The organism is Xanthomonas sp. D-99, assembly GCF_017746145.1.
GTDB lineage: Bacteria > Pseudomonadota > Gammaproteobacteria > Xanthomonadales > Xanthomonadaceae > Xanthomonas > Xanthomonas cissicola.
Map to the genome: position 1 here is coordinate 1 of NZ_JAGHWU010000012.1, position 20682 is coordinate 20682.

General features: G+C 65.2%; 21 protein-coding genes and 1 tRNA gene. 4 read left to right on the forward strand and 18 right to left on the reverse strand.

The genetic code is table 11. The annotated features are described in order from the left end of the window. The first annotated feature begins 203 nt into the window (after window positions 1–203). Window positions 204–1106: a LysR family transcriptional regulator ArgP gene (locus tag J7360_RS05890; RefSeq protein WP_057659591.1), complete on the forward strand. Its 903-nt coding sequence runs from the start codon at window positions 204–206 to the stop codon at window positions 1104–1106. Between the two features lie 152 nt (window positions 1107–1258). On the opposite strand, the gene J7360_RS05895 is transcribed toward J7360_RS05890, so the two are convergent. Both J7360_RS05895 and J7360_RS05900 read right to left on the reverse strand, forming a co-directional pair. Further along, on the reverse strand, window positions 1259–1618 hold the full coding sequence (locus J7360_RS05895) for a response regulator (protein WP_017156643.1): 360 nt from the start codon (window positions 1616–1618) through the stop codon (window positions 1259–1261). Then, window positions 1615–2622, reverse strand: coding sequence for an HWE histidine kinase domain-containing protein (locus J7360_RS05900; protein WP_057659595.1), 1008 nt, complete (start codon window positions 2620–2622; stop codon window positions 1615–1617). Before J7360_RS05900 ends, J7360_RS05895 begins: the two co-directional genes overlap by 4 nt. A 272-nt stretch (window positions 2623–2894) precedes the next feature. Between J7360_RS05900 and queC the strand changes: the two genes are divergently transcribed. Both queC and J7360_RS05910 read left to right on the forward strand, forming a co-directional pair. Further along, window positions 2895–3569, forward strand: a complete 675-nt coding sequence (gene queC, locus J7360_RS05905) for a 7-cyano-7-deazaguanine synthase QueC (RefSeq protein WP_057659598.1) — start codon at window positions 2895–2897, stop codon at window positions 3567–3569. Between the two features lie 48 nt (window positions 3570–3617). Continuing rightward, window positions 3618–3693 (forward strand) — tRNA-Lys (locus tag J7360_RS05910). 241 nt (window positions 3694–3934) lie between these two features. Here the strand turns inward: J7360_RS05910 and queE are convergent. From queE to aspS, 16 genes are all read right to left on the reverse strand, one after another. Beyond that, a complete protein-coding gene (gene queE, locus J7360_RS05915; RefSeq protein WP_057659600.1) occupies window positions 3935–4615 on the reverse strand; it encodes a 7-carboxy-7-deazaguanine synthase QueE in 681 nt (226 codons plus the stop codon). A 42-nt stretch (window positions 4616–4657) separates the two neighbouring features. Beyond that, window positions 4658–5476 (reverse strand): tol-pal system protein YbgF, encoded by an 819-nt coding sequence (gene ybgF, locus J7360_RS05920; protein ID WP_017156647.1) that lies wholly within the window; start codon window positions 5474–5476, stop codon window positions 4658–4660. A 6-nt stretch (window positions 5477–5482) separates the two neighbouring features. Further along, complete coding sequence (gene pal, locus J7360_RS05925) at window positions 5483–6001, reverse strand: peptidoglycan-associated lipoprotein Pal (RefSeq protein ID WP_003482562.1); 519 nt, start codon at window positions 5999–6001, stop codon at window positions 5483–5485. A 57-nt stretch (window positions 6002–6058) separates the two neighbouring features. Next, complete coding sequence (tolB, locus tag J7360_RS05930) at window positions 6059–7378, reverse strand: Tol-Pal system beta propeller repeat protein TolB (RefSeq protein ID WP_003482565.1); 1320 nt, start codon at window positions 7376–7378, stop codon at window positions 6059–6061. 188 nt (window positions 7379–7566) lie between these two features. Further along, complete coding sequence (gene tolA, locus J7360_RS05935) at window positions 7567–8607, reverse strand: cell envelope integrity protein TolA (RefSeq protein WP_209033443.1); 1041 nt, start codon at window positions 8605–8607, stop codon at window positions 7567–7569. Next, window positions 8597–9046 carry a protein TolR gene (tolR, locus tag J7360_RS05940; protein WP_017156650.1) on the reverse strand — a complete coding sequence of 150 codons (450 nt, stop codon included), beginning with the start codon at window positions 9044–9046 and terminating at the stop codon, window positions 8597–8599. Before tolR ends, tolA begins: the two co-directional genes overlap by 11 nt. Before the next feature lie 157 nt (window positions 9047–9203). Further along, window positions 9204–9983, reverse strand: coding sequence for a protein TolQ (gene tolQ, locus J7360_RS05945; protein ID WP_008578063.1), 780 nt, complete (start codon window positions 9981–9983; stop codon window positions 9204–9206). An 11-nt stretch (window positions 9984–9994) separates the two neighbouring features. After that, window positions 9995–10453: a tol-pal system-associated acyl-CoA thioesterase gene (ybgC, locus tag J7360_RS05950; RefSeq protein ID WP_017169053.1), complete on the reverse strand. Its 459-nt coding sequence runs from the start codon at window positions 10451–10453 to the stop codon at window positions 9995–9997. 52 nt (window positions 10454–10505) lie between these two features. Next, the gene (ruvB, locus tag J7360_RS05955; protein ID WP_041019372.1) at window positions 10506–11546 is read right to left on the reverse strand and encodes a Holliday junction branch migration DNA helicase RuvB; all 1041 of its coding nucleotides are present in this window, start codon (window positions 11544–11546) and stop codon (window positions 10506–10508) included. Window positions 11547–11878: 332 nt separating this feature from the next. Continuing rightward, entirely contained in the window at window positions 11879–13783 is a 1905-nt protein-coding gene (locus J7360_RS05960) for a potassium transporter Kup (protein WP_057659602.1), read from the reverse strand. A 196-nt stretch (window positions 13784–13979) separates the two neighbouring features. Continuing rightward, on the reverse strand, window positions 13980–14564 hold the full coding sequence (gene ruvA / locus J7360_RS05965; RefSeq protein ID WP_003482577.1) for a Holliday junction branch migration protein RuvA: 585 nt from the start codon (window positions 14562–14564) through the stop codon (window positions 13980–13982). A gap of 157 nt (window positions 14565–14721) precedes the next feature. Then, complete coding sequence (gene ruvC / locus J7360_RS05970) at window positions 14722–15246, reverse strand: crossover junction endodeoxyribonuclease RuvC (RefSeq protein WP_007967208.1); 525 nt, start codon at window positions 15244–15246, stop codon at window positions 14722–14724. A 130-nt stretch (window positions 15247–15376) separates the two neighbouring features. Beyond that, window positions 15377–16105, reverse strand: coding sequence for a YebC/PmpR family DNA-binding transcriptional regulator (locus tag J7360_RS05975; RefSeq protein WP_017156656.1), 729 nt, complete (start codon window positions 16103–16105; stop codon window positions 15377–15379). Window positions 16106–16194: 89 nt separating this feature from the next. Next, the gene (locus tag J7360_RS05980; RefSeq protein WP_057659605.1) at window positions 16195–16872 is read right to left on the reverse strand and encodes an alpha/beta hydrolase; all 678 of its coding nucleotides are present in this window, start codon (window positions 16870–16872) and stop codon (window positions 16195–16197) included. A gap of 97 nt (window positions 16873–16969) precedes the next feature. Then, window positions 16970–17497, reverse strand: a complete 528-nt coding sequence (locus J7360_RS05985; RefSeq protein ID WP_005913643.1) for an N-acetyltransferase — start codon at window positions 17495–17497, stop codon at window positions 16970–16972. A 423-nt stretch (window positions 17498–17920) separates the two neighbouring features. Then, window positions 17921–19687: an aspartate--tRNA ligase gene (gene aspS, locus J7360_RS05990; RefSeq protein WP_194271689.1), complete on the reverse strand. Its 1767-nt coding sequence runs from the start codon at window positions 19685–19687 to the stop codon at window positions 17921–17923. A gap of 157 nt (window positions 19688–19844) precedes the next feature. Here aspS and J7360_RS05995 point away from each other — a divergent pair, with 157 nt between their 5' ends. Beyond that, window positions 19845–20609, forward strand: a complete 765-nt coding sequence (locus J7360_RS05995) for a DUF3011 domain-containing protein (protein ID WP_007967215.1) — start codon at window positions 19845–19847, stop codon at window positions 20607–20609. The last annotated feature ends 73 nt before the right edge of the window (window positions 20610–20682 follow it).

Consider the following 20682-nt stretch of genomic DNA (forward strand, 5'->3'; position numbering starts at 1 on the left):
ACTCAGGGCGGGGGGACGTCGGCACGAACGCATTCTGCGCGCCAATCGCAACGATGAGGCCGACACCGGCGAGAAAGCCGGCGATTATTGCTTGAGCGATCACAGTGTTGTCTCCGGGTAAGGAGTGCATCGTCTGCCATTGCAGATCATTAGAAAAACTAAATAATCTGTATGCTGCTTAGATCTTCTAATGCGCTCAAACTATGGATCTCCTACATCCTCAACTGGCCGCATTCGCAGCCGTATTGGACGAAGGCAGCTTCGACGCTGCTGCACAGCGGCTGGCGGTAACGCCCTCGGCAATCTCGCAACGCATCAAGGCGCTCGAAGATCGACTGGGGCAGGTACTGGTCATGCGTAAGGCGCCTTGCCGGCCAACACCGGCAGGCGAACGGCTGTTGCGCCGACTTAAGCCCATGCAGGTACTCGAAGCCGAAGCGATTGCCGACTTCCTGCCTGGCGATGGCGTCGCCGGCCATCTGCGCACACTCGCCATCGCGGTCAATGACGACTCGCTACAAACCTGGTTCCTGCAGGCGTTGTCGTCGCTGCACCAGACGCACAACTTCCTGTTCGATGTGCAGGTGGACGACCAGGATCACACCCTGGAATTGTTGCGCACTGGCAGCGTACTGGGCGCGGTCACCTCCGAGCGCGCGCCACTGCAGGGCTGCAATGTCCACGCATTGGGCGTGATGCGGTACCACGCAGTCGCATCGGCAGCGTTCGTCGCTGCGCACTTCAAGGGTGGCTTTACGGCCAGCGCGCTGGACCAGGCGCCGATGATGGTATTCAATCGCAAGGACACGTTGCAGGCGCGCTTCGTCAGGCGCATCACGCGCACCCGGTTGGCCCCGCCCACGCATTACCTGCCCACCTCCACCGGTTTCGTCGAAGCCGCTGCACGCGGACTCGGCTGGTGCCTGGCACCCGAAGCGATGGTGCTGCCTGCGGTGCGCAACCAGCAGGTCGTCATCATCGACCCCACCCGCTGGCTCGATGTCCCGCTGTACTGGCAATACGCCGCTGTGCGCTCGAGCGCCTTGCAGCAACTCAGCCAGGCACTGCGCGAGGCCGCTGCCACCAGCTTGCGTGGCAGCAGATAGACACCACAGCCACCGTTCTCACTGCCTGCCCATCGCCGGGCTGCCATGCATCGGCTTGCGGGGCATGCGCGCCAGCGCACTGTGGCAGACAGGGCTATCGCACTTCTCGCCGGCTACCCGTGTCGTTCAACTTCGGCAACACACGCGCTCGATCACTCGGCGCTGCGCTGCTGCAACAGCGAGAGCGCATGTTTTAGATCGCGAAAATGGAAAGGCTTCTGCAGACCGTGCCGGTGCCGGTACTTCTCGGGAATCCCGCCCTGCGCATAGCCGGTCACGAAGATATACGGAACACCGCGCGCGTCCAGTTCTTCTGCAATTGGAAACGACAAGGTGCCGCCAAGATTGATGTCCAGCAGTGCCAGGTCGAGGTTGCCTTCCTGCACCGCTTGCAGCGCTGCGTCCACGTCGGCCACGGTTGCCGCCACCTCGTAGCCCAGTTCCGCCAGGCAATCCTCCAGGAGCATCGCCACCAACGACTCGTCTTCGACCAGGAGCACGCGCATGGTCATGGCCGTGCCTCGGCATGCTCGGGCGGCAACGGGATGGAAACGCGGAAACACACGCCAGCCGGGTCGAACGACAGCTCAACCTCGCCCTTGAGGTCGTGCTTCAAGCCACGCTCCAAAAGACGCGTGCCGAATCCTTTGTGCGTGGGTGGTTGCACGGGCGGCCCCCCGCTTTCGCGCCAGATCAATTCGAGGCGCTCCTGCTCGCCGCGTGTGCTGCGCTCCCACGAAACCATGACATTCCCAGCTGGCAAGGATAATGCGCCGTGCTTGAGCGCGTTCGTGCACAGCTCATGCAGCGCCATCGACAGCGCCAATGCCCGCCGCGGATCCAGCCGACAAGAATCGCCCTGCAGCGTGAAGCGCTGGCTGTCGTGCGACTCATACAGCGCGGCAGCGTCGCGGGTCAGTTCCAGGACGTCGGCACTGACCCAGTTTTCGCGCGTCAGCGTGTCGTGTGCCCGCGACAGCGCCAGCAAGCGCGCGTCGAGCTTTTCCTGAGCGTCGGCCAAGCCGCCGGCGTTGGTGAACGACTGCCGCGCCAACGATTGCACCATTACCAACGAATTCTTGACCCGGTGGTTGAGCTCGTTGATCAACAGTTGCAGGTGCTGCTCATGCTGCTTGTGCTCGGTGATGTCGCGCGTGGCGCCAGCGATCGCCTCGACCCTGCCATCGGGTCCGAATACCGGAGTAAAAATGTAGTCGTAGATGCGCAGGCCCTTGGTGGTATGCGGGAATGGCACCTCGCCGCGCACCGGCTGGCCTGTTGCGATCACCTGTTCGATCTCTTCATCGTGCATGGCCGCATGCCAGGGCTCGTAGCCCAGTTCCAGGCAGGTCTTGCCGCAGGCGTCTTCCCAGCGCATGCCCCACATCGTCAACAACGCCTGATTGGCGTAGACGAAGCGATGCTGGATATCGAACACATACAAAAGATCCGGTGTTGCCTGTAGCAGGGCCTCGTAAATGCGCGATTTCGCTGCGTCTTCCTGATGCTCGGCCATTGCGTCATGCTTCCAAAATTGATGCGAACGATAAATGCACTTACGTGAACGCCTGATCATGCGTATTTGACGTCGAATCCAGCGCAGAAAACGCCCGCCGTCACCGAAGAGACCGGTTGCAATCGATCGATAACGCAACTGCACTCCACTCTTTCCTCTTGCGCGGCCAATCCCGCACCAACCAAAGCCGTAGTGATGACCGGTTCCTGGTCGCCCTGCACCACCGTCCCTGATAGCCTTCGGGGTTATTCCGCAGTGATTGCCGATTCGTCATGAAAAAAGCCGTTGTTCTGTTGTCCGGTGGCATGGATTCCGCCGCCGTTATCGCACTCGCGCAGGAGCAGGGCTTTGCCGTCTACGCGCTAAGCGTGCGCTATGGCCAACGCCACACGTCGGAACTGGACGCCGCAGCGCGCGTTGCTGCCGCGCAGGGCGTCATTGCGCATAAGGTGGTCGACGTGGACCTGCGCAGCATCGGCGGCTCGGCGTTGACCGACGACATCGACGTCCCCGACGCTGGCGGCGAAGGCATCCCGGTCACGTACGTCCCTGCGCGCAACACCATCATGCTGTCGCTGGCGCTCGGCTGGGCCGAGGTCATCGGCGCCAACGACTTGTTTTGTGGCGTCAATGCGGTGGACTACTCTGGCTACCCCGATTGCCGTCCCGAGTTCGTGCGCGCTTTCGAGGTGCTGGCCAACCTGGCTACCAAGGCAGGCGTGGAAGGTGCAGGGCTACGCGTGCACGCACCGCTGCAGTTCCTCAGCAAGGCCGACATCGTCCGTGAAGGCGTGCGCCTGGGTGTGGACTTCGGCCTCACGGTCTCCTGCTACCGCGCCGATGCGGATGGGCGCGCCTGCGGCCACTGCGACGCCTGCCGCCTGCGCGCAGCCGGCTTCGCCGATGCCGGCGTTCCCGACCCCACACACTACGCCATTTTGTCTTGACGCCCGCGTAGGGTAGAATGCGCACCCCGACGCAATGTCGGGGTCAGTGGGCCGTTAGCTCAGTCGGTAGAGCAGAAGACTTTTAATCTTTTGGTCGATGGTTCGAATCCATCACGGCCCACCATCTCCAGCAAGGCTTTCAGCGAACTTCATCGCTGCGCAAGAAGGCACCCACTCCGCCATTCCGCAATCTTCGGTCGCCCTGCAAGCCTGCAGGTACCGATGCACCGCGACGTCATCGCCGTGCGCCTAAGGTCTTTGCCACCTTGTGGGATCGCCCGCTGCCAGATCAGACCGACTTACCGCCCAGATCTTTTTGCCAGCGTAAGGCGGGTTCCTGAGGCGCCGCGTTACCTGCCTGATCCTCAGCGCCCAGCCTCGTCGTTCCACAGCAGCTTATGCAGCTGCATCTGGAAGCGCACCGGCAAGCGATCTGCCACGATCCAGTCGGCCAGCTGGCGCGCGCTTACCTCGCTTTTGCTCGGCGAAAACCACACCGTGCAGCGGCGATCCAGGCCATGCGCGGCGACGACCTCGCGCGACCATTCGTAGTCGGCGCGGCTGCAAATCACCAACTTGATCTGGTCGCGTGCGGTCAGCAGCGGCAGGTTTTCCCAGCGATTGCGCGCCTGCTCGCCGGATGCGGGCGTCTTGATGTCGACCACGCGCGAAACGCGCGGATCCACGGCAGACACGTCCAGCGCACCGGAAGTTTCCAGCGAAACGTCGTAACCGGCGTCGCAAAGCTTCTCCAGCAATAACAGACAACGCTTCTGTGCCAACGGCTCGCCACCGGTCACGCAGACATGGCGCACGCCATGACTGGCGACCTCGGCAACGATGGCGTCGATGTCATGCCACTGCCCGCCATGGAACGCGTAGGCAGTGTCGCAATACAGGCAGCGCAACGGGCAGCCGGTCAGGCGCACGAACACCGTCGGCCAGCCGGCGGCATCGGCCTCGCCTTGCAGGGACAAAAAGATTTCGGTGATCTTCAATCGCGGCAATGGCGACTGGACGATCTCGCTGGGGACGGCGGCGTTCATGGGCGAAGTATGCGCCGTGCCGACCGGCACAGACGCGCAGGCTCAGCGCAGTTGCTGGCCGAGACGGATGGACTGCAGGCGCTCCTGCGCAACGCGTGCCGCGTCGGAGCCAGGGTACTGCGTAGCGACCTGCTGCAAGGTCTGCTGGGCCTCGTTGTTCTTGCCTTCGCCGTACTGCGACAGGCCAAGCTTCAACAAGCCGCCGGCGGCCTTGTCATGGGTGGGATAACGGCTGACGAGATCGCGGAACTGCGTCTCGGCAAGCTGGAAATTGCGGGTGGCGTAATAGCTTTCGCCCAGCCAATACAAGGCATTGGGGGTATAGACGCCGTTGGGATAGAGCTCCAGAAAGCTCAGGAACAGCTGCGATGCATCGTCGTACTTGCCGTTCTTCAACGCATCGAAGGCCACGTTGTAGGCAGTACGTTCGTCGTTGCTGACGGCCAGGGTGCCCGGGTCGCCATGGACGGTGGGCGGCTTCTCGGAAGTTGCCGCCACTGCGGGCCGCGCGGCAGGTGCCGGGGCCGGGGTCACGCTGCCGGTCGCTGGGGGCAATGGCGGTGTTGCGCCACCTGCGCCTTCCAACCGGTTCAAGCGTCCATCCAGGTCCAGGTATTGGTCCTTGGACTGCTGCTTGAGTTGCTCATTGTCGTGCTGCAGCTGTTCGACGGTCGACCGCAACGCCTGCAGGTCCGAACGCGCCTGCTGCAGCTGATTGAGGAGATCGTTGTTGGCCTGGCTATTGGCCTGCTGCTGCTCGAGCACGGCCACACGATCAGCGAGACTGGCTCGCTGGGCGTATGCCGGCGCGGCGACCACAAGGGCCGCCGCGACGAACAGGGATGTCACTCGAAAGCGCATCGCTTCTTACTGAGCCGTGTACACGATTTCGACGCGGCGGTTCTGCGACCAGCAGGACTCGTTCGACTCGGTGCAGACCGGACGCTCTTCGCCGTAGCTGACGACGGTCAGCTGGCTGGCCGAACCGCCGGCAGCCTGCAGCGAGGACGACACGGCATTGCCGCGACGCTCGCCCAGACCCATGTTGTACTCACGCGAACCGCGCTCGTCCGCATTGCCCTGCAGGGTGATGCGCGAGGAAGGGCGGTCACGCAGGTACTTGGCGTGGCAAGCCATGATGGCCTGGAATTCCGGCTTCAGGGAGTCCTGATCCAGATCGAAGTAAACAACGCGCTGACGCAGGCAGGCATCGGTATCCAGGTCGCCCGGGCCGTACAGGCCAGAGGTGGACGGGCCGGTGGGAACCGAGGAACCAGCGGTGGTATCGGTCGCAGGAGGCGGAGTTTCCTTCACCTTCTTCGAGCAACCAGCCAGCACAGCAACGGACAGCAGGGAGACAAGCAAGACGCGGGTGGACTTGTTCATGGGGTACCTATGGAGGCTCTGGGCCAATGAGTGGTTTAACGCAGCGAAATATTAACATTAATGCGCGGTTCGGTAAGGCCCCCATGCGGGTTCTCTCACATCGCCGTCGGCCAGCACCAGGCGCTGGCGGACCCGAGCGTCGGAAGAGACCGCGTACAGCACGCCACGGCCGCCTTCGCGTGCGGCGTACAACACCATGCTGGCGTTAGGCGCAAAGCTCGGCGATTCGTCCAGCGAACCCGGCGACAGCGTGCTCCAGCTGGGCGAACCCAGGCTGCGGTCCATCATCGCGATGCGGTAGGTGTTGCCGCTGCCCTGTGCCACGGCAATCTTCTTGCCGTCGAACGACACGCTGGCGGTGGCGTTGTAGTTGCCTTGGAAGGTCACGCGGTTGGCGCTGCCGCCGCTGGCTGCCACCTGGTAGATCTGCGGACGACCGCCACGATCGGAGGTGAAGTAGATGCTGCCGCCATCCGGCGCCCAGGTCGGCTCGGTGTCGATGCCGAAGTGGTTGGTGAGCTGGGTCAGCTGCTTGCTTCCCAGGTCCATTACGTAGATTTCCGGGTTACCGCTGCGCGACAGCGCCAGCGCCAGGCGACGCCCGTCCGGCGAGAACGACGGTGCGCCGTTGATGCCGCGGAAGCTGGAGACCAGCTCGCGTGCGCCGGTGGCGATGTCCTGCAGGTAGATCGACGAGTTGCCGCGCTCGAAGCTCACATACGCCAACTTCTTGCCGTCCGGGCTCCAGTTCGGCGACAGCAGCGGCTCGGCCGAACGCACGATGGTTTGCGGGTTGTAGCCATCCGAGTCAGCCACCATCAGCGCATAACGCATGGCGCCGCCCTTGCCGCTGGCGGTCACGTAGGCAATGCGGGTCCAGAATGCACCGCGCACGCCAGTGATTTTTTCGTAGATGGCATCGGCCATCTGGTGCGAAACATCGCGCATTGCGTTGGCACGCGCGGTCATCGCCAGGCCCAGCATGCGCTCGCCCTTGGCCACGTCGAACAACTCGTATTCGACCCGGTATGCGCCTTCGCCGGCGTCCATGACGCGGCCGACCACGATGTAGTTCTGCTTGAGGGTGCGCCAGGTCTGGAACTGCACCTCGGTGCCACGGGTCGGCTTTTCGACGATCTGCGCAGCCGGCAACGTGCGGAACTGGCCGGAACGATCCAGGTCGGCGCCGACCACGGCGGATACGTCGGTCTGCGGCGCGGTGCCCGAGCCCTGATAGGGCATCGGAATGACGGCGATCGGCGTGGCAGACGCGCTACCGCCGACGATATCGATGGTGAGGCCTTGCTGCTGCGCGAGTGCGCTCAGCGGCAACAACAGGGCGGTCAAGGCGGCTAGCCAACGCAGCGGTTTTTTCATGGACGGCTCGGATCGGGCAGGAAAAGTGTGCAAGGGATAGCAATCAACGAGTGAACATACTCGCAATCGTGAATGAGGTGACGTGAAAACGGAGCGAGCGATGGTGTAGCGACATGGACAGCCCCATGGACGATAACGCGGGGTGGCATCAGGCTGCGGCGACAGTGGTCGCCGCAGCCAGACCAGGGTCACTGATCCTGCGCCGTGAACACAAAGGTCAGGTTGCGCTGGAACACCGATTCGAAACCGCGGTAGGGCAACGGCTGGGCGCTCAACACGGCGGCTTCGATCGAACGCTGGCCAGCCTCGTCGTAGGGGCAGTCGGGTGCTACCTTGGCCTCCATCACGCTGCCGCCCGGCAACTGGCGGATGTTGATGGTGCATTTTTGGCCTGGCGGCACCGACGGCGGACGCACCCATTGCGCCAGCACTTTCTGCTGGATCGCGGCAGCGTACTTGGCCGACAGGTCGGTACTGGTACCGCCCTGCCCTGCGGTCGGCTGCGCGCTGGTCGCCGCGGCCGCGGAGGCCTGTTGCGCACGCGCGGCCGCGACCTGGCGCAACTTCTGCTCGGCCAGCGCCATTTCCTTATCGGCTTGCGCGCGCTGACGACGGATCTCGGCGATCTTCTTCTGGCGTTCGGCTTCTTCCGCCGCCTGCTGTGCGGCCGCCTGTTTCTTCTTGGCGTCGGCTTCTTCCTGCTGCTTGGCCAGGCGCAATTTCTGCTCGGCCTCTTCCTGGCGTTTGCGCTCGGTCAGGTCGATCTGCTCCTGGCGACGCTTGGCTTCCTGTTCCTGCTTGGCCTTTTCGGCGGAAATGGCCAATGCATCCACGCGCTCCTGGTCGACCTTGTCGGGCTGGGCGACGCGCTCCTGTGCCTGCGCCTGCTGCGGCGTGGGTGCATCCTGCGGGCGCGGCTCGGGGATCGGCTGCGGCGGTGGCACGCTGTCTTCCGGCGCGGGTTCGGGCAACGGCGCAGGCGGGGGCGGCGTTTCGACCGGCGTGGCCTTCAATGCCTGGCGCGCAACCCGCGCCTCGGCAGCCGACACGTCCAGCGAGGCCTCCATGCTGGGGTCGCCGGCTGCCGGTTCCACCGAGCGTTCCGGCGACCACAGCCAGCCGGCGATGAACACCAGCGCGACCAGGACGTGCACGACCAATGCCAGTACGACCGGTCGAAACCAGCCGTCGTCGCGCGCCGTCTGCGTGGGGAGCGCGTCAGCGTGCATCGCTGCCTGCGCTGCCGCCGGAGTCGGAAATCAGGCCCACCTTCTCGACCTTGGCCTGCTTGAGCACGTCGATGGCGTCCATGATCTTCTGGTACGGCGCGGCGCGATCGCCGGCCACCACCACACGTGCGTCCTTGTCCTGCGCCACGATGGCAGCCAACTGTGCCTGCAGCGCGGCCACGTCCATCGCCTGCGGCTTGCCCTTGGGCAGTTGCAGCGCCAATTTGCCATCGGCAGCGACCACCACCACCACCGGGTCCTGCTTGCTCTCCAGCGCCTTGGCGCGCGAGCTGGGCAGACTGACGTCGGTGCTCAGGGTCAGCAGCGGTGCGGTGACCATGAAGATGATCAGCAGCACCAGCATCACGTCGATATACGGCACGACGTTGATGTCGGATTTGAGCTTGCGCTTCTTACGACGGGAAATACCGGAGATCATCGCGAAACGTTCCTAATTAATCCTCGGCGCCGGGCGACAGTGGAGTCGCGCGGCGCCCGGGTGAGGGACAGCCGCGCATCACGCTGTGCATCGACGCGACTGGCTCGCCCGGCCACGTCCCGCATCAAACCGTGCGGATGCATGCCGGGAGCGCGCATCACTCGTCCGCGCCAGCCTGGCGCTGCAGGATGGAGCTGAACTCGTCGGCGAAGGTCTCGTAGCGCACCGACAGCCGTTCCACGCGGGTGGTGAAGCGGTTGTAGGCCCACACCGCCGGAATCGCCACGAACAGGCCGATGGCGGTGGCGAACAGCGCTTCGGAGATACCCGGCGCCACGGCCGCGATGCCGGCCTGCTCGCCGCTGCTGACCATGTCGTGCATGGTCACCATGATGCCGAACACGGTACCGACCAGGCCGACGTACGGCGCGGTGGAGCCGATGTTGGCCAGCAATTCGAGATTGCGCTCGAGCTGGTCGACCTCACGGGTAAAGGCAGTGCGCATGGCGCGCTGCGCGCCTTCCAGTTGCACGCGCGCGTCCAGACGGCGGCGATCGCGCAGGCGCGAGAACTCGCGGAAGCCGCTTTCGAACATCGACTCCAGACCGCCAACGGTCCGGTTGCGGTCGGTTGCCGAGGCATACAGCTTGGCCAGGTCCGCACCGGACCAGAAGCGGTTCTCGAACTCGTCGGCCTCGCGATTGGCCAGCTTGAACGCACGCGCCTTGCGGAAAATGATCACCCAGCTGATGAACGAGCCGATCAGCAGCAGCAGCACGATGATCTTGACCGGGATACTGGCGCGCAGGATCAGGTCCACATAGTTGATGCTGCTGTTGTGCGCCACGCTGGCGGTCTGCGCCGCGGCAGCGGCGACGTCCTGCGGTAGTGCTTCCACTACCGTGTCCTGCAGGGCCAGGAGCAATGCAATCGACATCCGTTCGTTCCTCAGTAATCGGATTCTGGGGTTTCTAGAGCTTTCAACACGTCATACAGCGCATCGTCCATGCCACGCGGACGGAAGTCGCTGGCACCGAGCGCGGCAATGCGCACCTCGGCGGTCAGCAGCACTTCGCCTTCGCGACGGACCGATTGCGCGAACAGCAGGCTGGCCCGTCTGCATCGCAGCAACACCGCCGACACTGACAGCGCGTCGTCGAGCCGGGCCGGCTTGAGGAAATCCAGTTGCATCGAGCGAACCGCAAACACCAGGTCGTGCTCCTGGCGCATACGCTCCTGCCCGTAACCGAGCGCGCGCATCCACTCCGTGCGCGCACGTTCCATGAAGGCAACGTAGCGCGCGTGGTAGACCACCCCGCCGGCGTCGGTATCTTCCCAGTAGACGCGTGTCGGCCAACTGAATACCGGCGGGGATTGGGGATTCGGGAATCGGGATTCGATGGTCATGGGCACGGAGCTTCGTTCGGGACGGCCCAGGTTGGCGACCAACAGAGCGTTCTCAAAACAGGTCTCCCGGTTCGCCGATGCCCGGGGCGCGGTCGCGCGGCGGTTTCAGGCCCAGATGCAGATAGGCCTTGGGCGTGACCATGCGGCCGCGCGCGGTGCGGACCAGAAAGCCCTGCTGGATCAGGTACGGCTCGATGACATCTTCCAGCGTGCCGCGCTCTTCCGACAGCGAGGCGGCCAACGATTCCACGCCGACCGGGCCGCCGTCGAAGTGCTCGACGATGGTGCGCAACATGCGGCGGTCGAGCTCGTCAAAGCCTTCCGGGTCGACCTTGAGCATCTGCATGGCCGCCTGCGCCACCGGCAGATCGATATGCCCGGCCGCCTTGACCTGTGCGTAGTCGCGTACGCGACGCAGCAAGCGATTGGCGATACGCGGGGTACCGCGCGCGCGGCGTGCGATTTCCGCCGCGCCTTCGGGCGTGCAGTCGATGCCGAGGATCGCCGCCGAGCGGATCACGATGCGGGTCAGTTCCTGCGGGGAATAGAACTCCAGCCGTTGCACGATGCCGAAGCGGTCGCGCAGCGGTGCGGTCAGCAACCCGGCACGCGTGGTGGCGCCGATCAGGGTGAACGGCGGCAGATCGATCTTGATCGAACGCGCAGCCGGGCCGTCGCCGATCATGATGTCGATCTGGAAATCTTCCATCGCCGGATATAGCACTTCTTCCACCACCGGCGAGAGGCGATGGATTTCGTCGATGAACAACACATCGTGTGGCTGCAGGTTGGTCAGCAGCGCGGCCAGATCGCCGGCCTTTTCGATCACCGGGCCGGAGGTCACGCGCAGGCTCACGCCCAGCTCGTTGGCGATGACGTGACTCAGCGTGGTCTTGCCGAGCCCGGGCGGGCCGAAGATCAGCACATGATCCATCGCCTCGCCACGCGCCTTGGCCGCCTGGATGTAGATCTCCATCTGCTCGCGCACCGGCTGCTGGCCGAGATAATCGGCAAGGCGCTTGGGACGAATGCTCGCATCGGCGGCGTCGTCTTCGCGGGTGGAGCTGCTGGCGATGATGCGCTGCTCGGTCATCCGACCATCTTCTCATGCCGCGCGCGGATGGCACAGCATCTAGACATCAAGCTCGGCCTGGCGCATGCCTGGACCGTGTTATGCACTTTGAGATGAGATGGGTTGGCTGCCAGCGGTGCGGAGCCGGTGCTGCGTAATGCCGGCTTGGCCGGCGCCAAGCCGCGCGGGGCGCGCTCCGTGCCGCTCACGGCCAACCCTCAGGAAGCGCCCTGCGGCGCGCCGATACCGCGTTGCGCGCCTTGCCCAGGCAGCCAGCCTGGCGGGCCGCAGCGCACGCCTTGTCTCGACGCGGCACAGACGCTTGGCAATCACCTCACACTACATGACACGCGCTAGATCTCGACTTGTGCGCCCAACTCCACCAGGCGGTTGCCGGGGATGCGGAAGAATCCGGTGGCCGGGGCGGCATTGCGGTGCATCAGGGCGAACAGCTTGTCGCGCCAGATCGGCATGCCGCGGTTGGCGCTGGCCACGATGGTTTCGCGGCTGGCGAAATAGGTGGTGTCCATCGGATCGAAATAGATCCCGCCCTGATCGCAGGAGCGCATCAGCGCCAGCGGCACGTCCGGGGTCTCCATGAAACCGAAGCGCACATGCACGCGGTAGAACTCGTCGCCGATCGCGTCGATCTTCAGCCGCTTCCCGGCGGCCGCGTACGGCACCTGCAGGGTTTCCACGGTCAGGAACACATTGCGCTCGTGCAGCACCTTGTTGTGCTTGAGGTTATGCATCAGCGCGTGCGGCACCACCATCGGGTCGGCGGTCAGGAACACGGCCGTCCCGGGCACGCGCACCGGCGGTGCCAGCATCAACCCGGGCAGGAAGGTGTCCAGCTTGATGCCGTCCTTGCGGATCTCGTCGTGCAGCAGCTTGCGGCCGCGGCGCCAGGTACGCATCAGGGTGAACAGGATCAGGCCCAGCAACAACGGGAACCAGGCGCCGTCCAGGAACTTGATGATGTTGGCGTAGAAGAACGCACAGTCCACCGCCAGGAACACCAGCGCGAACAACCACAGCAGCGGCGCCGGCACGCGCGGGTTGGCACGTGCGTAGATGATCATCAACACGGTGGTGATCAGCATGGTGCCGGTCACCGAGACGCCGTACGCGGTGGCCAACGAGGCCGAGTCGCCGAAACCGATAACCGCCACCGCCACCAGCGCCAGCAGGCACCAGTTCACCGCCGGCACGTAGATCTGGCCGATGGTGGAGTGCGAGGTGTGGCGAATGTGCATGCGCGGGATGTAGCCGAGCTGCATGGCCTGGCTGGCCACCGAATAGGCGCCGGTGATCAGTGCCTGCGAGGCGATCACCGTGGCCGCGGTGGCCAGCACGATCATCGGGTACAGCGCCCACTCCGGCACCGCCTCGTAGAACGGGTTGCTGACCGCGGCCGGATTGCGCAGCACCAGCGCGCCCTGCCCCAGGTAGGTCAAGGTCAGCATCGGCAAGACCACGAACTGCCACGAGCGGCGGATCGCCTTGGCACCGAAATGGCCCATGTCCGCGTACAGCGCTTCGCCGCCGGTCACCGCCAGCACCACTGCGCCGAGCACGAACACCGCATGCCAGTTGTGTTGCGCGAAGAAGCGCACGCCCCACCACGGATTCAGCGCATGCAGCACTTCCGGTGCGCGGGCCATGTTGTAGACGCCGATCGCGCCCAACGCGAAGAACCAGAGCAGGGTGATCGGCCCGAATGCCTTGCCGACGCGTTCGGTGCCGAAGCGCTGCGCCAGGAACAGCATGCTCAGCACCACCAACGTGATCGGCACCACGAACGGCTCCAGCTTGGGCGCGGCCACCTCCAGGCCCTCCACCGCAGACAGCACCGAAATCGCCGGGGTGATGACGCCGTCGCCAAAGAACAGCGAGGCGCCGAAGATGCCGAGGATGCCGACCACATACATCGAGCGCGAGCCGCCCGGCAGGGTGCGCTGCGCCAGCGCGGTCAACGCCATGATGCCGCCCTCGCCATCGTTGTCGGCGCGCATGATCACGGTGACGTATTTGAGCGTGACCACCAGCATCAGCGCCCAGAACACCAGCGACAGGATGCCCAGCACGGTGTCGTGGTCCGGGGTCAGCCCGTAGTGCGGCGAAAACGCCTCTTTGAGCGTATACAGCGGGCTGGTACCGATATCGCCGAAGACGACGCCGATCGCGCCGATGACCAAGGCGGTCTGGCTATTGGCGGGCGCGTGGCTGGAGCCGGCTGATTTGGGGGTGTGAGACATGAGGTGGGCAGTTTTCGCCAGACAGCGTGAAGAAGATGAGGGAGACAGCACCTATCGAAGGTGCCTGCACTGACGTCACAGGCACCCAAGGTACGGGCTGGCCGCGGGCAAGGATGCGCAGTGTACGGGCCGCCCCTGTCGATGCCGAGTGCCGGCCGCGCCCGCTTTGCAGCCAGGCGATGGTCCGTGGCCGCGCCTAGCGCAGCGCGGCTTGCAGCGCCTTGCGAATGACGGTCGCGACCTCGTCGCCTTCTGCACCGGCGTCGCGCGCCATGCGGGCGGCCTCGGCCGGCTTGTAGCCCAGCTGTTGCAAGGCCACGGTGGCTTCGGAAACGGCATCGGGCCCCAACTGTCCGGTAATCGGTGCACCGCTGCTGAAATCGGCGGCGCGGTCGCGCAGTTCCACCACCATGCGCTCGGCGGTCTTCTTGCCGATGCCGGGAATGCGCGTCAGTGCCGTGATGTCGCCGCTGGTGATCAGGCGGGCGAACTCGTCCACGCTGACCCCGGACAACACCGCCAGCGCGATCTTGGCGCCGATGCCGGTGACCTTCTGCACATCGCGGAACAGCCGCCGCTCGCCCTCGCGCAGGAAGCCGTACAGCGACACGCTGTCTTCCTTTTGCGCGTAATGGGTAAACAGGATCACGTCGCGACCGACATCGGGCAGGTCGTAGAAGGTGCTCATCGGCGCCTCCAGCTCATACCCCACCCCACCCACGTCGATCACCAGCCACGGCGGCTGCTTGTAGGCCAGGATCCCGCGCAGACGGCCGATCATTGGGCACCGCCGTTGTGGTGCGGGGATTGGGGATTGGGGATTGGGGATTGGCAAGAACCCTCGCTGCCGTCAACAACAGTCTCACCCCGACGAAGCGGTGCAGCGCGCGCGGACTCGACTTTGCGAATCCCCAATCCCAAATCCCGAATCCCGATTGTCATTTCTTGCGGCTCCAGGCCTGTTGGGTATTGACGCCCAGGCGTTGCGCGGTGGCGCGCACGTGGGCGTGAGTGATGGCGACCGCCAATGCGTCGGCAGCGTCGGGCTGCAGCTTGCCATTCAAGTTGAGCATGATGCCGACCATGTGCTGCACCTGCACCTTGTCGGCGCCGCCCTTCCCGACCAGCGCCAGTTTGATTTCCTTGGCCGCGTATTCGTGCACGGGCAGGTCGCGCATGACCACCGCGCAGATCGCCGCGCCGCGCGCGTGGCCGAGCTTGAGCGCCGAAGCGGCACTCTTGCCCATGAACACCTTTTCGATCGCGACTTCATCCGGCCGATAGATCTCGATCAACTCGCCCAAGCCCTGCAGCAGGCGCTTGAGCCGCTGGGAGAAATCACCCTCGCCCAGCAGCATCAGCGGCGCGTGGTGCACATGCCGGGTGCGACCGCCCTCGTCGATATCGATGATGCCGATGCCGGTGCGCTGCGAACCCGGATCGATGCCCAGGATGCGGGTCATTGAGCGGCCGGGAATTGGGAGTCGGGAATCGGGAATGGGTAAAGCGGCCTACTGGCGTGCTCGACATTGCCGAGCGATGCAGGATGCTGCTGTTTCGATTCCCGATTCTCCATTCCCGATTCCCGGCGCCTCAGGCGCCAAGCGCCGCTTGATCGACGTTCGAATACACGTCCTGCACGTCGTCCAGGTCTTCGAGCATGTCCAGTAGCTTGCGGACCTGCACGGCGGTATCGCCGTCCACGGCGATGTCGTTGTCGGCGCGGAAGGTGATTTCGGCGTGTGCCGGTTCCAGCCCTGCAGCGACCAGGGCGTCCCTGACCTGGGCGAAGGCGTCCGGGGCGGTCAGCACGTCGATGGCTCCGTCTTCCGGGTACACCACCACATCGTCGGCGCCGGCTTCGATGGCGGCATCGGTGAGGGTGTCTTCATCGATGCCGGCAGCGAAGCTCAGCACGCCCAGGCGCTTGAACATGAAGGCCACCGAGCCCTCGGTGCCCATGTTGCCGCCGCATTTGCTGAAGGCATGGCGCACATCGGCCACGGTGCGCACGCGGTTGTCGGTCAGGCAGTCCACGATCACCGCCACGCCGCCGGGCGCGTAGCCCTCGTAGCGCACTTCTTCGTATTCCACCCCTTCCAGCTCGCCGGTGGACTTCTTGATGGCGCGCTCCATCACGTCCTTGGACATGTTCGACGACAGGCCCTTGTCCATGGCGGTGCGCAGACGCGGATTGTTGGACGGGTCGCCGCCACCGGCGCGGGCGGCCACGCTGATCTCGCGGATGATCTTGGTAAACATCTTGCCGCGTTTGGCGTCGGAGGCGTTCTTGCGGCCTTCGATCGAGGGACCTCTACCCATGAGTGGTTCCAGACTGGCTTCAATGACAGGGCGCGGATTTTACCTGATTGCCTGCCTTCACCGGGGCAGCGCCATCCGCCGGCGCATGTTCACGGCTGGAAGCGGCCGGTGCGCAGAAAGGCCAGCGCCTGTGCGGCGGCTTCGGGCGAGCGCAACAGCCCGCTGTGGCTTGCCCGCACTACGCAATGGTCGCGCAGCCCGGGCAGGCGGGTTTCGGCCAGCGTCACGGTGCCGTCCGAGTCACCTTCAAGGGGGGCGAGCCAGCGACCGATCCCGCGCGCCACGTTGCCGGCCACCTGGCCGATCTCGGCCTGGCCGTCCCAGCGCACAAAACCCTGTTGCAAGATCGCAGCGCTGCGGCCCATCGCCCATCGCCCGCCACGCTGCGCCAGCCCGCGCGCGGCGGCGCTGCCGCACAACGGCGAGCCCAGGCAGACCACGCGACGCACCGGCAGGTCGGGCGCATCCTGCAATGCCTGCAGGGTCATCAGCCCACCCAGGCTGTGACAGATCACCAACTGCACGCGGCTGGCGCGCAGGCGTTCGATCAGATGCGGCACCGCATGCGCGGGGCCGCCGAGCACGCTGGCGTAACCGAACAGCGCAGGCGCCAGCCCGTGGGCACGCATCCGCCGCGCCAATGGCAGCAGCCAGTGCGCGGTGTTCCAGATGCCATGCACCAGCAGCACGTCGGCGGTCGCGGCGCTCGCCTCCTCGCGGGGACTGCGCCGCGGCGGCGCCGGGCTAATGGGTGATGCGCTGGACACTGAGATGGTTACCGGCAGAGGGCGTCAGCTGCGTGTGCGGTGCGCGCTGGATGCCAGGGCCAACGCGCAATGGCAACCGGCGGCAGCACTGGTGCGTTCAGTCCGCTGCCAGCACCGGCCTGCGCCGCAGGATGTATTCGCGGTCGACGATCTTGCCAACCGGAAAATCGTATTCGCCCACCTTTTCGAATCCGTAGCGGGCGTAGAAGCGTTGCGCGCCGAAATTCTCCGACCACACGCCGATCCACAAGGTGCGTGGACCGTCGCGCTCCAACCATTGCAGTGCGGTTTCGAACAATCGGCTGCCCCAGCCGCTGTTCTGATAGTCCTTCAGCAGATACAACCGCTTCAGCTCCCCATCGCCGGGACGCACCTGGTCATGCGGCAGTCCGCAGGGGCCGGCGGCCGCATGGCCGACCAGCAGGTTGTCCATCTCCAGCAGCCAGATCGCGTAATCCGGGTGCGCCAGCACGGTCCGCGCGCGCTCCACGGCATAGGTCTCTTCCAGAAAACCGCGCAGGTCCTCTTCCGGATACAGATGCCCGAAGGTTTCGGTAAAGGTCTGCGCGGCCAGAAGCGACAGCGCTTCGGCATCGTCCGGCGTGGCGCGGCGAATGCGGGTCATGCGGGCCCCTCTGGCAAGTCGACGCGGCAGCTTCTCGCATGCCGCGGCGTTGCTGCAAGTGGGGAATGGAGAATCGGGAATCGGGAATTGTCGAGCGCCCTGCGCGCCGGACACTGGATGCGTCTGCTCGGCTGGTGGTGTGAGCACCCTGAGGTCTTATTGACATGTGCGATGGAGTGGCACAAAAAGCGCTGCATCGCCTGCTTGAGCCTGCGCGCAGTTCCTCTGCAGGTACTGAGGTTTTAGGAAAGTCGCCGTGCGAGATTTGGGGGGAGCGACCTACGCACGCGAGCTGCGCGTGAAGCTGTTCGATCCGCGCGCTGAGTGCAGCGCGGACCGGCCGGCAAAGCCTTGCGCGCAAACTGCTCGCTGCGCATGAGCGCACACGGCCACGCAACGGGCGTGGCCGTGTGCGATGGCGGATCAGACCTGCTTCGGGCGCACCTGCACGTGCACTTCGGCGAGCTGGTCGGCAGCGATCGGCGACGGGGCGTCGGTCATCAGATCCTGCGCGCCGGTGGTCTTGGGGAACGGGATGACGTCGCGAATCGACTCGGTACCGGCCATCAGCGCGGCGATGCGGTCGATACCGAAGGCGATGCCGCCGTGCGGCGGTGCGCCATAGTTCAAGGCATCCAGCAGGAAGCCGAACTTGGCGCGCGCCTCTTCGGCACCGATGCCGAGCAGTTCGAACACTGCGCTCTGCATGTCCGGGCGATGGATACGGATCGAGCCGCCGCCGATTTCATTGCCGTTGAGCACCATGTCGTAGCCGCGCGAGACCGCAGTGCGGGCATTGGCGCGCAGGTCGGCAATATCGTCCACCGCCGGTGCGGTGAAGGGGTGATGCAAGGCGACGTAACGCTGCGCCTCTTCGTCCCATTCGAACATCGGAAAGTCGGTGACCCACAGCGGCGCCCAGCCGTCGGCGATCAGGTTGAACTCCTTGCCGGCCTTCAGGCGCAGCGCGCCCATGAAGTCGGACACCTTGGTGTAGCCGCCGGCACCGAAGAACACGATGTCGCCATTGCCGGCGCCCACATGCTTGAGCAGCGCGGCGAAGGATTCTTCACTGAAGAACTTGGCGATCGGCGAACTGACCTCGCCGGTCTCCGACAGCTTGATGTAGGCCAGGCCCTTGGCGCCGTATTTGGCGGCGTGCGCTGCGTATTCGTCGATCTGCTTGCGCGACAGGCTGGCGCCACCGGGAATGCGCAGCGCGGCGACACGCCCATCGGCATCGTTGGCGGCAGCGGTGAACACCGGGAATTGGCTGGCCTTGACCAGCTCGGCCACGTCGACCAGTTCCAGCGCGATGCGCAGATCCGGCTTGTCCGACCCAAAGCGGCGCATCGCCTCGGCCCAGGTCATGCGCGGGAACTGCGCAGCCAGGTCCACGTCCACCACTTCCTTGAAGATGGCGCGGATCATGTCTTCGACGAAATCCTGCACGTCGCGCTCGCGCACGAAGGCGAACTCCATGTCGAGCTGGGTGAATTCCAGCTGGCGGTCGGCGCGCAGCGCTTCGTCGCGGAAGCAGCGCGCGATCTGGTAGTAGCGGTCGAAGCCGGCCACCATCAGGATCTGCTTGAACAGCTGCGGGCTCTGCGGCAGCGCATAGAATTCGCCCGGATGCATGCGCGCCGGCACCAGGAAGTCGCGCGCGCCTTCCGGGGTGGCCTTGGTCAGGATCGGGGTTTCGATGTCCTGGAAGTCGCGCGCATCCAGATGCCGGCGCAGCGCCTGCACCAGCTTGATGCGGGTGCGCTGCATGCGCTGCATCTCCGGACGACGCAGGTCAAGATAGCGGTACTTCAGGCGGGTTTCTTCGCCCGGATTCTCATGCGCGTGGAACGGCAGCGGCGCGGCCTTGTTGAGGATGCTGATGCGCGTGGCGATCACTTCCACCTTGCCGCTGCGCAGCTTGTCGTTGACCGCATGCCGCGCGCGCACCACACCTTCCACCTGCAACACGTCCTCGTAGCCCAGGCTGGCGGCCACCTTGAACAGCTCTGCGCTGGCGTCGTCGCCGGCCACCGGTTCCACCGTCACCTGCACGATGCCCTCGTGGTCGCGCAGGTCGATGAAGCACACCCCGCCCAGGTTGCGGGCCACGTCGGTCCAGCCGGCGAGAGTGACGGTTTGGCCGATCAAGGTCTCGTCGACCAGGCCGCAGAAGTGGGTACGCATCGAAAGCTCCGCTGAAAACCCGACGCAGGACAGCGCCGGAAAGCCGGATATTCTGGGGCCGGCGGGCGACAGGAGCAAATGCGCGGGCGCTCATGGGCGCTTAAGTCAGCGCCCGGCTGAATAGGCGCCACGCCCCTCCTGCACCAAGGACGACACGATGCTGCGCACTGCCCTGCTGCTCTCCGGCTTCGGCCTGATCACCTTGACCGGCGCCTTTGCCAGCGTCACTGCCAGCGCCCAGGAGCGCGGCTGGAACGGCCCCAGCATCACCTGTTCCAGCAACGACAATCGCCGTCGCGAGTGCGATACGCCGTTCCGCGGCCGCGCGGTACTGGTGGAAAACATCTCTGGCACGCGCTGCATCGAAGGCCGCAACTGGGGCAGCGAGCGCGGCCGGATCTGGGTGGACAACGGCTGTCGCGGCCGTTTCGTCGAAACCCGCAACGGCGGCGGCTGGGGCGGCGGCAATGGCCCCGGCGACTTTGGCGGGGTCGCTGGAACGGTGCGCTGCGAGAGCAACGATCAGCGTCAGAAGATCTGCGATACCGGCTGGCGCCGCGCCATGTTGGTGCGCCAACTCTCCAACACACCCTGTGTGGAAGGCCGCAACTGGCGCCAGGAGGGCGGCCGGATCTGGGTGGACGACGGCTGCCGGGGCGAATTCGCACAGGCCCGCGGCGGCGGCTGGGACGGCGGTTATGGCGGCCGCGACGACCGCCCCGGCAACGGCTACACCATCACCTGCGCCAGCGACGACCGGCGCCTGCGCGCCTGCGCCTGGGATGGCCGCTATGGCCGCCCGGTACTGACCCGCCAGTTATCGGACACACGCTGTGAGGAAGGCCGCAGCTGGGGATACGACGATCGTCGCGCCACGGTGTGGGTCAACGATGGCTGCCGGGGGCGTTTCGAGGCGCGCTGAGGCAGCGAATGGGCGCGCCGCGTGCGGCTGGGTCCAGGGGTTGGGACTTCCGCCCTGCCAGCGGCTGCGGCGC

Coding starts and splice junctions, on each gene's coding strand:
- queE (WP_057659600.1), bottom strand. CDS start 4,615: ATGAACGCCGCCGTCCCCAGCGAGATCGTCCAGTCGCCATTGCCGCGA.
- J7360_RS05895 (WP_017156643.1), bottom strand. CDS start 1,618: ATGACCATGCGCGTGCTCCTGGTCGAAGACGAGTCGTTGGTGGCGATG.
- J7360_RS05900 (WP_057659595.1), bottom strand. CDS start 2,622: ATGGCCGAGCATCAGGAAGACGCAGCGAAATCGCGCATTTACGAGGCC.
- tolA (WP_209033443.1), bottom strand. CDS start 8,607: ATGCACGCTGACGCGCTCCCCACGCAGACGGCGCGCGACGACGGCTGG.
- tolR (WP_017156650.1), bottom strand. CDS start 9,046: ATGATCTCCGGTATTTCCCGTCGTAAGAAGCGCAAGCTCAAATCCGAC.
- ruvC (WP_007967208.1), bottom strand. CDS start 15,246: ATGACCCGCATCCTGGGCATCGATCCGGGTTCGCAGCGCACCGGCATC.
- J7360_RS05890 (WP_057659591.1), top strand. CDS start 204: ATGGATCTCCTACATCCTCAACTGGCCGCATTCGCAGCCGTATTGGAC.
- J7360_RS05960 (WP_057659602.1), bottom strand. CDS start 13,783: ATGTCTCACACCCCCAAATCAGCCGGCTCCAGCCACGCGCCCGCCAAT.
- pal (WP_003482562.1), bottom strand. CDS start 6,001: ATGAACAAGTCCACCCGCGTCTTGCTTGTCTCCCTGCTGTCCGTTGCT.
- tolB (WP_003482565.1), bottom strand. CDS start 7,378: ATGAAAAAACCGCTGCGTTGGCTAGCCGCCTTGACCGCCCTGTTGTTG.
- queC (WP_057659598.1), top strand. CDS start 2,895: ATGAAAAAAGCCGTTGTTCTGTTGTCCGGTGGCATGGATTCCGCCGCC.
- J7360_RS05995 (WP_007967215.1), top strand. CDS start 19,845: ATGCTGCGCACTGCCCTGCTGCTCTCCGGCTTCGGCCTGATCACCTTG.
- ruvB (WP_041019372.1), bottom strand. CDS start 11,546: ATGACCGAGCAGCGCATCATCGCCAGCAGCTCCACCCGCGAAGACGAC.
- ybgF (WP_017156647.1), bottom strand. CDS start 5,476: ATGCGCTTTCGAGTGACATCCCTGTTCGTCGCGGCGGCCCTTGTGGTC.
- tolQ (WP_008578063.1), bottom strand. CDS start 9,983: ATGTCGATTGCATTGCTCCTGGCCCTGCAGGACACGGTAGTGGAAGCA.
- aspS (WP_194271689.1), bottom strand. CDS start 19,687: ATGCGTACCCACTTCTGCGGCCTGGTCGACGAGACCTTGATCGGCCAA.
- J7360_RS05975 (WP_017156656.1), bottom strand. CDS start 16,105: ATGGGTAGAGGTCCCTCGATCGAAGGCCGCAAGAACGCCTCCGACGCC.
- ybgC (WP_017169053.1), bottom strand. CDS start 10,453: ATGACCATCGAATCCCGATTCCCGAATCCCCAATCCCCGCCGGTATTC.
- ruvA (WP_003482577.1), bottom strand. CDS start 14,564: ATGATCGGCCGTCTGCGCGGGATCCTGGCCTACAAGCAGCCGCCGTGG.
- J7360_RS05985 (WP_005913643.1), bottom strand. CDS start 17,497: ATGACCCGCATTCGCCGCGCCACGCCGGACGATGCCGAAGCGCTGTCG.